The sequence below is a fragment of the Marinomonas piezotolerans genome (genome assembly GCF_003362755.1).
Classification (GTDB): domain Bacteria; phylum Pseudomonadota; class Gammaproteobacteria; order Pseudomonadales; family Marinomonadaceae; genus Marinomonas; species Marinomonas piezotolerans.
Genome location: NZ_QKRA01000009.1, coordinates 45,824 through 58,280, shown reverse-complemented (window position 1 = coordinate 58,280; position 12,457 = coordinate 45,824). Strand labels below are relative to the sequence as shown.

Here is a 12,457-nt window from a genome sequence, read left to right as displayed (position 1 = left end):
AATCTTGTTTCAATATGAAATCAAATTGTATCGGGTTTTAGGAGAGAAATCAGTTGTATCAACAAGCAGAGCGTTACTCAATACTGGCGAGACACTTGGTAGATCTCCAGGTGGTAATGCAAGAAATTCAGTTGTGGAATAGTGAGCCGCCAACGTCAGAACAATTGGCGTCTGTACAGCCATTTTGTGTTGATACGATGTCGTTAGAGCAGTGGCTCCGCTACGTATTTATGGCTCGTTGTCAGATCTTGATTGATCAACAACTACCGCTGCCTAATCGCTGTGACATTGCTCCAATGGTTGAGCAGGCCTTTTACTGGAAGGAGCCTTCTGACGTTAAAAAGCTTCTAGAGTCTCTAGAACGAATTGACCTGCATTTATCGAGAAGCGGGGCGCTAAAATGGTAAGCACTGGGCTCCCTAATGATGACCATTTAATACAGGATTTATGGTGGTTGTTGGCTGGTGAAGAAATTATTGTAGCAGATAGGCCACTTTCCGATTTTCTTTTGGATAATTGGCAGGCAAAATTCTTTGCCCTCCAAAAAGAACCTAGCCCTCTATCCCAATACGTTGCAGAATCTAAGTCACACTTTTTAGGGGCCTATTTTGAGCGTTTGTTTTCGTTTGCGGTGCTGCACTTTACGTCTTTACAGGTGGTGGCTGAACATCAGCAAATTTTCAAAGGTAAGACAACGAAAGGTGAGTTGGATCTTGTAGCGAAAGATCTAGCTGGAAATATCATCTTGTTTGAAGTAGCGCTAAAGTTCTATCTTGAGCGACCAGATCTCGTGCCTAATCAATGGATTGGACCTAATAAGAATGACAGCTTACATAAAAAGGTTAGCCATGCTAGGGCGCATCAGCTAACGATATTAGACGACGCAGAGGGAAGTGCTTGGCTTAAGGAAAATACTGGGCAAGATAAATGTGATAAAAATTTACTCATCTTCGGTCGATTATTTCGACGCTTTTCTCCAGTGGATGAAAGCGGTCTAGAGAGTTTTTCAGGTAATGCCGGGTGGCTATATTTTAATGAGCTTTGCAAACTGTCTGGAGAGCGTTTGCTGTATCAATTGGCTCAAAAGCCTTTATGGGTTACGGAAAACAAGCATTTCTCAGGAACAAGGTTGACCTTAGAAGAGGTAATCGATCTATTAACGATACAGTTTCAATCAGATAATAGGCCCCAGTTATACTCATGCAGATCGCTAGATAAAGACGAAAAATCTGCCTCATTCTGGCTTTTTGTCTGTCCTGACTCGTGGTAATACTTGAAAAGTGAACCTAGTTCAGGCATATATGGGGATCGTTTAATTGCAGTAACCTCTAATGTCTGAAGAAGTGCCTCAAAAAAGTTTATCGTCTAGCTCGCCAGTTTGGGTGATAGATCTATTGCATGGCTCAGTGTCATGGTCGAATCTTGTGGCTCGTCAAAAATTCGGATACGTACTCGGCGATGGGCAAAATGGCTCGACTCTTAATGATCCCGAACTGCAAAGTCAGATCATTAGTTTTGCACGTTGTGCTGGCTCAGACTCATCTTTGGCCTTTCATTGGCATATGTCTGATGTCGAAGGTACGCTTCATCGCTGTGACGCAAAACTAATCTCGCTGGGAGCGCAGCAGGTTGGTGTGTCGGTTAGAGCCTTTCCTTGTCAGCAAGAAAGAGTTCTACCTCAAAATAGTAAAATGATTGGTCCCAATTTTGAGACATTCCAATCGCTGGCGTTTATGACGTTCACGGCTACAGGGCGGACGCTCTCTTTTAGTCATAAAGCAGCAGAGCTGTTTCCCAATGTGCGACATCTGAGCGAGCTGTTTGCTGTTTCGAGCGCAGCAAAGTCTTTCAAGCAACGCTTGGAAGAGTCAGGGCATTTAGAGCAGGAAATTCGCTTGTCAACGTTGTCTGGTGTGCGCTGGTATCGGATAGAAGCACACATAGATCGCATTAATGATCGCATTCAATTGTTTGCTCAGGACATCCAATCGTTGCGTGACTATGAGGTAGATCTGTACCGATTACAGAATTACGATAGTCTCACTCACCTTCCTAATCGGTATTTGTTGTATCAACAATTGGAGAAAGCGCAGGTTACGGCTAAGAAGCGTGACCGCATGTTCGGAATTCTTTATTTGGATTTAGACGGTTTCAAAATCGTCAATGACACGTTTGGTCATCGTATTGGAGATCAGCTGCTACAGAGTGTATCTGACCGGATTAAAGCGACGATTCCTTCGCGTTCTTGTTTGTATCGGTTAGGAGGAGACGAATTTGTTGTAGTAATGGAGCATATTCAAGAGCTTGATGAGTTGGAATCGATTGCTAAAGCAATCGGCACGACAGGTCTTGAGCCTTATCCAGTTTCTGATATGGAGATGTTAATTACTACGAGTATCGGGATTGCATGCTATCCAATGCATGGCGTTGATACTGATTCACTGTTAAAAAATGCCGACGCAGCCATGTATCAATCTAAAGAAGCTGCTCATAATGGTTACCGCGTATACAATGAAGTAATGAGCGAAAGCTTTAGGGCTTATTTGACGTTAGGTGGAGGATTACGGACGGCAATCGAAGAGTGTCAGTTCGAACTGTATTACCAGCCTAAGATCCGCCTATCCGATGAGTTTACTGTCGGTGCTGAAGCTCTATTGCGTTGGCGTCATCCAGAACTGGGTATGATTTCACCGGATCGATTTATTCCTATCGCAGAAGAAAGTGGGCTTATTTTACCGCTGGGTGAGTGGGTCATTCGAGAAGCATGTCGCCAGCTTAAAGCATGGCAGATGCAGGGGCTCGAGCAGGTCAGTGTCTCGGTTAACCTTTCGAGTAGACAGTTTATGCACCCTGATTTAGTTGAGATGGTGCGTTCGGCCTTGGATGAGACTGGTGTTGATCCTAAATATTTGGAGTTAGAATTAACCGAAAGTATGTTGATGGCCGATGCAAATGAAACGGTTGAAAAGCTGCATGCTTTTAGAAAAATGGGGCTGAATCTCTCCATTGATGATTTTGGGACGGGGTACTCTTCGTTAGCGTATTTGAAGAAGTTCCCGATACAAACGTTAAAAATAGATCGTTCGTTTGTCCAAGATCTAGGTGTTGATGCTATTGTTAAAGCAACGATTGCGATGGCAAATAGCTTAAACCTAAAAGTGATTGCGGAAGGTGTCGAGAATCGCCAGCAAATTGACGCGTTAGTCGGCTATGAATGTCAAGAAGTGCAAGGATTCCTGTTTGCTAAGCCAATGGCCAGTGATGAGTTCTCGGCTTATATGCAACAAAGTAATGCACCTCATCAACCCGCTTTACAGGTTATAATGTAGTCTGTTTCACTTCTTCAGTGTAAAAATAGAAAAATGAGTTCGTTTTTTTTAACCACTTTTTGGTAGTATCCCGCGCACAACTCACCATTTGAATAGCATATGGAGTGCGAGTGTCTAATCTAGACCACCTTCTTTGTCCGATTGATCAGCAGCCCCTAACGAGGAGCGGTCGTTCATTAGTTTGTCTTAATAACCATTCCTTCGATATTGCAAAGAGTGGTTATGTGAATTTGCTTCCTGTACAAAATAAACATTCCAAAGACCCTGGGGATAGCAAGGCAATGGTCAGCGCGCGCCAGGACTTTTTGATGTCTGGTTTATATGATCCAATCTTGACTGGTATATTGGAATCCATGCCCACTGTTTTGAAGCAGCGAATTCTGTTTTCTATGTTGGATGCTGGGTGTGGCGAAGGCTATTATCTGAACTGGCTAAAACGGCAGTCAGAGCATCAAATAGATGCGGTGGGCGTAGATATTTCCAAGTGGGCTATCACTGCAGCCAGTAAGAAATCTAAACAAATAGATTGGGTGGTTGGCAGCAACGCACACTTACCAATGCCAGACGGTCGCTTTGATTGCGTTATGTGTGCGTTTGGCTTTCCAGTTGTAAGTGAATTCCATCGGGTATTGTCGGATGATGGCTGGCTATTGTTAGTGGAATCAGGTGAACGTCATTTGATTGAGTTGCGAAAGGTCTTATATCCAGAAATCAGGCCTTATCAGTCTACGTTTGCGGATGGTATGGGAGGATTTCAATTGCAATTTGAATCTTCAGTCGAATTTTCTTTTACGCTTAAAACGCAGCAAAGCATTGCCAATTTATTGAGTATGACACCGCATATCCATAAAGCACCCTATGAAGGAAGAGAAGCAGTGTTGGCACTTGAGTCAATTCAGTTAACCGGTGATGTTAGATTGCGTTGGTATAGAAAACAAGGAAAGCTTGAATGCTGAAAAATTTGGGAATGCTGTTTGATAAAAACCGAGAATGGGCTGCGAAGGTAAACGCAGAGGACCCTAATTTTTTCGAAAAATTATCCAAACAGCAAGAACCTGACTATTTATGGATTGGTTGTGCTGACAGTCGTGTCCCAGCTAATCAAATAGTGGACTTGCTTCCAGGGGAAGTATTTGTACACCGCAATATCGCTAATGTTGTGGTTCATACGGATTTGAATTGCTTGTCAGTGATACAGTACGCGGTTGATGTGCTTAAAGTGCGCCATATTATGGTTGTTGGTCACTACGGCTGTGGTGGTATTAAAGCTGCTATGGAGACTAACGAGTTTGGTCTAATAGACAATTGGCTGCGCCATATTAAAGATGTTTATCGCATGCACAAACAAGAGGTGGATGGATTAGAAAGCTTTGATCAGAGGTTCGATCGAATGTGTGAGCTCAATGTGATAGAGCAGGTCGCTAATGTGTGTCAGACGAGTATCGTGCAAAACGCATGGAAACGAGGGCAAGACCTAACAGTACATGGCTGGTGTTACAGTATACAAAATGGTCATATTACGGACCTAGAGGTCACGGTAGCCGATCCAGTGGAAGCTGAAATCAGGCTACATAGCGTGCCTTAACATTGAGTCGAATCTATTTAGTCATAACAAAGCAGCCAATTGGCTGCTTTGTTATTTTATAGGTGAGCATTGTCTGCAATGGTCTTAGCGCAACCGGCAATGGTGGACCTTAGCCATATGTGCCCAGGGTCATGTTGAAGTAGCGGGCTCCAAAGCATCTTCAGCTCGACGGGCTCAATTTCAAATGGAGGAGTGACCACTCGTACGTTAGGATCCCCTTTAAGCAAATGTGTTGCTAGAGAAGGTAGCGTCGCGATGAGTCCTAATTGTGAGGTTGCACGCATGGCGACATTATAGTTACGAGTAAACAGTCTTATGTTGCGTTTATGTCCTTGCTCTGCAAGCGTTGAATCAACCCAACCTAGCTTTTGAACTTCCTCCGGCTGGATTCCAACGCCGACGCCAAATCCCGTTTTACTGACCCATACGTGCTGGGACGCCAGATATTTTTCGAGGGAGAGTTCACCCTCAAACTCGTTATTGTTTGGAACTAAACAAGAGAAATGGTCCACCCATACCGACTTTTGATGAAAAGATTGGGGAAGCGTCTCAAATCTATTAATGACTAAATCTACTTTTCCTTTTTCAACATCGTGAAAGCTGACATCGCTGGGGTTCATGACATCCATGATTACATTGGGAGCTTCTACTTGTAGCTTTTCCATCAATGGCGGGATCAAAGTCGCTTCCGCGTAATCACTTGCCATAATACGGAAGACGCGTGAGCTAGAGGATGCTTCAAAGTTATGCCCTAAATGTAATACTTCATCAACCGACTGTAGAATGGTGCGAACGCGAGGCTGCAGTTGTATTGCGAGAGCGGTTGGCATCATGCCATCACTGGTGCGCACCAATAAAGGATCGTGGAAGAGGTCGCGCAACCGACGTAGACCATTACTCATTGCAGGTTGGGTAATGCCCAGTTGATTTGCAGCGTGAGTAACATTTTGCTCACGTAGTAACGAATCTAAATAACGTAGAAGATTTAGGTCAATTTTATCTAACTGCATAGGGGGGCTGTCACTCTTGTTGTATGGTCCTATATTACTTTATTTTGCATGTGATTAGAATCAAGTGAGGTGGAATGCGGAAGATGGCTACTTTAAATATAAATGATGTAACTCAATGGGATAATTGCCTATGCGTTTAGAAATCCGCTGCCAAGATCGTATTGGTATGGCTCAAGAGATACTGGATCTACTAATACCTCATGGTATTGATTTGCGGAAAATAGAAGTGGGTGCATTATCGGATAGTTTGTATGTCGGATTTGACGACATTGACTTTAAGCGTTTACAGAGTTTGCTTTCTGGAATACGGCGATTAGCAGGAGTCATGGATGTAAAAACTGTGAACTACACCCCCTCGGAGCGCGAGCAGTTTGCCTTGTTTACATTAATGGAGGCATTGCCTGATGGTGTCGTAGCGATTGATTTAGAGGGGAAAGTGACGTTGGCAACTGCACGAGCTGCGAGCGATATTGGCGTACCCGCTAAGCAATTGATCGGCTCATCACTCAACACTTTTATACGGAGTATTGCGTTTGATAAGTTGGATTGGCAAAGCCTACCTAAAGGTGTGACTAAGCGTGTCCGACTAAATGGTCAACTGGTGCTTTTGGAAATTCAACCGTTCTACATTGAAAATGAGACAGATCAACAGGTATGTGCGGGGAGTGTTGTCCATATTAGGTCTGCACAGCGGTTGGGGCGTCAGACATCGAGTCTTCGTAAAGCGCCTAATAGTGAGGCGGCAGGCCTGAATAGCGTTTTCTCGGCTAATGAGACCAAAAGCGCTGGAATGATTCGTGCAAAAAAAGTTTCAATGGCCTATTTGAATAGTGAAACTCCGATGTTGGTTTCAGGAGAGATGGCGGTTGGTAAAAAGCATTTGGTTGGAGCACTATTTGATGAGTGGCGCACTAGAAATTTGGAAGACCAGGCAAAGCTGCTATTTGTCTTAGGAAAAGATCTTACGGCACTAACCCTTATCGAAGCGCTGGAGAGTAGTACTTGGCTGGTGATTGAGCATATTGAAGAGTTGAGTGGAGAATGTCAGCTTTGTTTGATGCAGTGGTTATCTGATCAACCATCTAGGCTATATCAAGAGACTGCACCAACTAGGCTGATAGCGTTATCACGAAAAAAATCAGCTGAGTTAGCTCAGACTTCTTCGTTTCTTCCTGAACTACATCATGCATTGAGCGTATTTCAGCTCGATATTCCTCCTCTAAGAGCTCGTAAAGAAGATCTATCAGCGGTGGTCGAGCGAATGCTTATCCGCATCTCGGAACGTCATGAAAAGCATGTGTGTGCGATTTCGAGAGAAGCACTGGCGTTAATAAAGATTCATCATTGGCCAGGTAATTTCAAAGAGCTTGAATCTTGTATTTTGCAAGCTGTTAATGTGGCTAACGAAAACCGGATAGAAGCGGAAGATCTTCCTATAGAGGTTAACAATACAGTATCGGTGGAATTAATCGATCAGTCATTAGATAAGACGCTTAAGAGCTACGAGGCGGAGTTGTTGCGGAAGTTGTACCCTCAATATCCAAGCACACGGAAACTAGCGCAGTTTTTGAAGGTTAGTCATAGCTCTATCGCAAATAAACTAAAGGAATACAATATTGTATGAAAAATAGTTCGAAGCGACGCTTCGAACTGTGGAGGCTTGGATTATAAACGGCGCTTGTTAGGCAGCTGCTCTTTTTCAATTTTGATCGGTTGTGCTTTCATGCGTCGTTGCGAAGCGTGTTGAGCTAGTGAATGTACCATTACAAACGCACCCGCTACGGCAACGATGAATAGGGTAAATTCAAACATAATCTTTCTCCACTTATCAGTTTACGACTTAACTATGAGTGAATCTTTCACTCAGGTAAAGCCTGTTTTGTTGCATTTACGTAACGAACGTATATATAGCGCCAACTAAAGGCTAAAACGCTCAATTAAAAATTTCGCTACGCCATCTTCGTCGTGGTGTCCAATCGTCGAGTTTGCTTTGCTTTGAATACTGTCTGAAGCATTCGCAGTGGCATACGCTTCGTTTGCGATAGAAAACATTGTGAGATCATTATCGCCATCACCGAATACTATTATGTTGGTGGCTCCTAACTCTTTTTTCAAGGCCTCGATCGCAGACCCCTTACAAGCGCTACTGTGGTGGATGTCGATCCAATGTGTATTGGGATGATATATTCCGCCGCCACTATAAGCGATGAGGTGGTCATGCTCCTTGCAGCCCTTCACAATCTCTGCCAGAGGTGCGTGTTGCCCTAAAGCGCTGATGTTGATGACCTTTGCATTCTCGGGCATCTCTCCAATCTCTTTTAAAGAGACATTGTCATGACTGGAAAGTTCATTGAAAACCGCTTGCGCATGATCGTCGGTCAATGCCTTATAAAACACTGTTTGCTGACCGTCGGGCTCAATACAAAAAATGAATGGTGTTATATCTTGCTCTTCAAAATGTTCTAAGGCTCCACGGATTGACTCTAGTTCAAGTATGCCGTGGTGGCGGTATGTTTTGGTGTCAGGATGCCACCACTCAACGCCGTTCTTAAAGATTTGCCATAGGGGGAATTGATGGCCACTTATACAACGGCTCGCGGCAAGATGGGTTCTTCCTGTTGCAATGGTATAAGCGATATTGGCACGCTTCATGCGATTTAGAACATCAACTGTCATAGGAGATAGCGTTTGTTCTTTATTGAGAAGTGTACCGTCAAGGTCAAAGACGACTAAATCCATCGTGAGCCTCTTGATGTTTTTGGATTCAACTAATAGGAATACCAGATTTGTTGATCGGACGTCACCTTTTGGCGGGTATTAATAATGATAAAGTGCTTAATATTCTTCAAACGAGTTGCGAGAGCTAAAGTGGCTGATTGAACACTTTAGCTCTTGGTGAGATGTTACTTTTTGACGAGTGCCGATGACGCAAATGAAACGCCTTCCCATCCGTTGAGGATGAACTGTCGGATATTTTGGTGATCGTTACCTTCTGGATTGTTGAGAACATCTAGGCGATAAAAGTCGCCAAATAGGTGAAGGGTCAATTCTTGAGGCAAATTGTTTAATTGGGCGAATGACAGAATTTTGCATGAGCCATTGTTTTCACCTGCTTGGTTTTGCTGAGAGCCATTCTTAAACGCGGTTGGTGTAAAGCTGTATTCATCATCAATTAACGCCATAACGTCTTGAAAAGATACGGACTGAGGGTTAGTTGAGAGTTGGTCGATTAAAGTGTGTGTTGTAAACATGCTAAAACTCTTTAGGTTTGGTTAGGCTCTGAGAAAGGTGATAGCACCTCAAAGCGTTGAACAATCTGGTAAATTATATAAGTGCAAAGGCCGCAGGCTACCATGATACTTAACATTGGAACAAAGGTACCATTGTGAAGAGTGCTCAGAACGACGCCACTAAGCGCACCTGCCGAGAAACGAATAGTGCCAGCTAAGGCCGCAACGCTGCCATTCAAAGAGCCAGCTCTACGCATGGCTCCGCCCATAGTGCCACTTCCGAGGATCCCTATGGGGCCAGTAAACAACATGCAGCCAATGATTAAGGCGGGTAAAGGTGGTTCTGTCATGAAGCATAATGCGCCCAAATACAGCGCATCAGCCACCAGAATATACATTGCGTAGCGCATTAATCGGTCGATCCCTACTTTTTCGACATACCTGCCATTTATTGTTGTAGCGGCCATCATCGTGATGACATTTAAGCCAAACAAAAAGCCAAAGACTCCTTCATCAATCCCATAAAGTTTGATGTAAACGAAGGATGCTCCCGTTACGAAGCACATCAATCCGGCAAAGTGAAAAGCACCTGCCAATATGTAACCAAGCACAAAAGGATTACGGATTAGCTTGTAGTAATTAGTTAACGAGTGCCTAAAGGAGAGCGGCGACAGTTTGTCTGTTGGTAGTGTCTCAGGTATCAACTTATGGAAGAGGAACATTGCGATCATGGTAAGAATCATGAGGAACACGAATATGGCATGCCAGTCAAACGCCACCAATATTGCTCCACCTAAAATGGGGGCAACGAGAGGCGCTAGTGCCATGACTAACATAATCATAGACATCGCTTTGGCAAATTGATTAGTCGTCAAATTGTCCTTTACCATGGCTGGAACCGTGACGGCCACGCCAGCTCCCCCAATTGCTTGAATGATTCGACCTGTTAACAAAAGTTCATAAGTAGGAGCGAGGACGCAGACAAGACTGCCCATCATGAAAATGATTAGCCCTACAAAGATCACCTTACGTCGTCCGACAGCATCTGAAATGGGACCATAGAGTATTTGAAAAACCGCAAAAAAAAGTAGGTACATACTCAATGTTAGTTGGATATGAGCGATGTCTTGGCCTAAGTCCTCAGCGACGGATGGAAAACTCGGTAGATATGCATCGATCGCTAAAGGGGTAAGTCCTGATAGTAGGCCCAGTACTAATATAACGGGAAGGGTGAGTTGCATAGATGCCTAAATGTTGATTTAAAAGATAAGAATTTCGAGAAAAGATTATAGAGTTCTAAGGATTTTATGCCTATGTGTAATTGAGGAAATAAGGCTAAAAAAGTTTTTAAAAATCACGATTTAATAGTTATCGTGCGAGAACTATGGTTCACTTATTCCCCAATTAATAACGACTAAAAAACGAGTTTTTCTATGCTAAAGCTGTTTGAGCGTTGGCTGTCTGCCTACCCGTCACACGAACCTCAAGAGTCCCCTAAAACGCTGTTTGCTTTTTGCCGCCATTACTCCAAGGGAGTTGAAATACCTCTTATATTGATGTCACTGCTTACTGCTACTTTGGCGATTCTAGAGGTCGTATTATTCAGTTTTATGGGGCAGCTTGTTGATTGGCTGGTTGCTAAAGATCCTGACACCTTTCTCGCAGATGAAAGTGGGCGATTGATTGGAATGTCTTTGATGTTATTGGTCGCGATGCCTCTCGTGACTTTTATGCACTCTGCAATCGTACATCAAACCCTTTTAGGGAATTACCCTATGCGAATCCGCTGGTTGTCGCATCGATTCGTCTTACGCCAAAGTGTCAGCTTTTTTCAGGACGACTTTGCGGGGCGTGTTGCGACGAAGGTGATGCAAACATCCCTCGCGGTACGCGAGACTGTGATGAAGTTGCTGGACGTTTTGGTGTATATCGTCGTTTATTTTGTTTCGATGCTAGTGCTTATTGCTCAAGCTGACTATCGTCTCATGCTACCAATGCTGTTTTGGCTTGCAGGTTATATTGCGATCCAGCTTTATTTTGTTCCTAGATTAAAGAAGACCTCTGAAGCTCAGGCTGACGCGCGTTCGAGTATGACTGGAAGAATCGTCGACAGTTATACCAACATCTCGACCGTGAAGCTATTCGCTCATAACCAGCGTGAACTTAACTACGCTCAAGAATCTATGGATGGTTTTCTTCAAACAGTCCATAAGCAAATGCGCTACGTCACAGGCCTTAATGTCTGTGTTCAAAGTTTAAACTATTTGTTGGCTTTTATTGTTTCGGCGGTTGCGATTGGGTTGTGGCTCAACAGTATTATCAGTGTGGGAGCGATAGCTATTGCCGTGAGTTTGGCGTTGCGTCTCAATGGTATGTCTCAATGGATTATGTGGGAAGTGAGCTCTCTATTTGAAAATATCGGGATGGTCGCTGATGGTATGGGAACGCTATCCAAACCATTAACCATTCAAGATGAAGAAGGCGCGAAGCCGATTAAAGTGACGCGAGGCGATATTGAATTTGATGATGTTGAATTCCATTACGGTAAAAACGATGTCAAAGTCATTGATAAACTCAAGCTCATGATTAAACCTGGTGAAAAAGTCGGATTAGTAGGACGTTCTGGTGCAGGGAAGTCGACTATCGTAAACCTGCTGCTGCGATTTCACGATATTGAGCGTGGTGCGATTCGGGTCGATGGTCAAGATATTAGATCTGTGCAGCAAGAAACGCTGCGCGCCAATATTGGAATGGTCACTCAAGATACCTCTTTGTTACATCGCACCGTGCGCGAGAATTTATTGTACGGAAGGCCAGATGCGACGGAAGAAGAAATGATATCGGCCGCAAAGAAAGCCGAGGCTCATGAATTTATTTTGGGTTTAACGGATCCTAACGGTAATACTGGTTATGACGCGATGGTTGGCGAGCGAGGAATTAAGTTATCCGGTGGTCAGCGTCAGCGTATCGCGATTGCTCGTGTGTTGCTAAAAGACGCGCCAATTCTTGTTCTTGATGAGGCAACTTCTGCATTGGATTCAGAGGTGGAGGCTGTGATTCAAGCTAGTTTGTACCGACTGATGGAAGGCAAGACTGTCATCGCAATTGCTCACCGCTTGTCTACTATTTCTGCAATGGACCGTCTGATTGTATTGGATAAAGGGGAAGTGGTCGAACAAGGAACGCACGAACAACTGATCCATCAGAACGGTATCTACCAAATGCTTTGGTCACATCAAAGCGGAGGTTTTTTGGCTGAAGATATAGAAGAAGAGCGAGCGTCGTAGGTTTTTCTATGCAACC

At 43.9% G+C, this 12,457-nt stretch carries 12 protein-coding genes; 7 read left to right on the top strand and 5 right to left on the bottom strand.

The features are described from left to right. Positions 1 to 53 precede the first annotated feature (53 nt). The 5 genes from DN730_RS15675 (at position 54) to can (ending at position 4,914) form a co-directional block, all read left to right on the top strand. The gene (locus DN730_RS15675) at positions 54 to 407 is read left to right on the top strand and encodes a YqcC family protein (RefSeq protein ID WP_115469096.1); all 354 of its coding nucleotides are present in this window, start codon (positions 54 to 56) and stop codon (positions 405 to 407) included. Next, a complete protein-coding gene (locus DN730_RS15670) occupies positions 401 to 1,270 on the top strand; it encodes a DUF1853 family protein (protein WP_115469095.1) in 870 nt (289 codons plus the stop codon). The genes DN730_RS15675 and DN730_RS15670 overlap by 7 nt, the downstream gene beginning before the upstream one ends. A 61-nt stretch (positions 1,271 to 1,331) precedes the next feature. Then, positions 1,332 to 3,329 carry a putative bifunctional diguanylate cyclase/phosphodiesterase gene (locus DN730_RS15665; RefSeq protein ID WP_115469094.1) on the top strand — a complete coding sequence of 666 codons (1,998 nt, stop codon included), beginning with the start codon at positions 1,332 to 1,334 and terminating at the stop codon, positions 3,327 to 3,329. Positions 3,330 to 3,439: 110 nt separating this feature from the next. Further along, positions 3,440 to 4,285, top strand: coding sequence for a putative RNA methyltransferase (locus DN730_RS15660; RefSeq protein WP_115469093.1), 846 nt, complete (start codon positions 3,440 to 3,442; stop codon positions 4,283 to 4,285). Beyond that, positions 4,279 to 4,914: a carbonate dehydratase gene (gene can, locus DN730_RS15655; protein ID WP_115469092.1), complete on the top strand. Its 636-nt coding sequence runs from the start codon at positions 4,279 to 4,281 to the stop codon at positions 4,912 to 4,914. The genes DN730_RS15660 and can overlap by 7 nt, the downstream gene beginning before the upstream one ends. A 56-nt stretch (positions 4,915 to 4,970) precedes the next feature. Here the strand turns inward: can and DN730_RS15650 are convergent, their stop codons facing one another. Then, positions 4,971 to 5,924, bottom strand: coding sequence for a LysR family transcriptional regulator (locus DN730_RS15650; RefSeq protein ID WP_115469091.1), 954 nt, complete (start codon positions 5,922 to 5,924; stop codon positions 4,971 to 4,973). A 130-nt stretch (positions 5,925 to 6,054) separates the two neighbouring features. On the opposite strand from DN730_RS15650, the gene DN730_RS15645 reads away from it, so the two are divergent. Beyond that, on the top strand, positions 6,055 to 7,548 hold the full coding sequence (locus DN730_RS15645) for a TyrR/PhhR family helix-turn-helix DNA-binding protein (protein WP_115469090.1): 1,494 nt from the start codon (positions 6,055 to 6,057) through the stop codon (positions 7,546 to 7,548). 41 nt (positions 7,549 to 7,589) lie between these two features. Here the strand turns inward: DN730_RS15645 and DN730_RS19100 are convergent, their stop codons facing one another. From DN730_RS19100 to DN730_RS15630, 4 genes are all read right to left on the bottom strand, one after another. After that, positions 7,590 to 7,736 carry a hypothetical protein gene (locus tag DN730_RS19100; RefSeq protein ID WP_158541228.1) on the bottom strand — a complete coding sequence of 49 codons (147 nt, stop codon included), beginning with the start codon at positions 7,734 to 7,736 and terminating at the stop codon, positions 7,590 to 7,592. Positions 7,737 to 7,841: 105 nt separating this feature from the next. Beyond that, complete coding sequence (locus DN730_RS15640) at positions 7,842 to 8,663, bottom strand: HAD-IIB family hydrolase (protein WP_115469089.1); 822 nt, start codon at positions 8,661 to 8,663, stop codon at positions 7,842 to 7,844. Between the two features lie 164 nt (positions 8,664 to 8,827). Beyond that, complete coding sequence (locus tag DN730_RS15635) at positions 8,828 to 9,175, bottom strand: HopJ type III effector protein (RefSeq protein WP_115469088.1); 348 nt, start codon at positions 9,173 to 9,175, stop codon at positions 8,828 to 8,830. Between the two features lie 11 nt (positions 9,176 to 9,186). Further along, on the bottom strand, positions 9,187 to 10,395 hold the full coding sequence (locus DN730_RS15630; protein WP_115469087.1) for a Bcr/CflA family multidrug efflux MFS transporter: 1,209 nt from the start codon (positions 10,393 to 10,395) through the stop codon (positions 9,187 to 9,189). Positions 10,396 to 10,587: 192 nt separating this feature from the next. On the opposite strand from DN730_RS15630, the gene DN730_RS15625 reads away from it, so the two are divergent. Further along, the gene (locus tag DN730_RS15625) at positions 10,588 to 12,441 is read left to right on the top strand and encodes an ABC transporter ATP-binding protein (RefSeq protein ID WP_115469086.1); all 1,854 of its coding nucleotides are present in this window, start codon (positions 10,588 to 10,590) and stop codon (positions 12,439 to 12,441) included. Positions 12,442 to 12,457 lie beyond the last annotated feature (16 nt).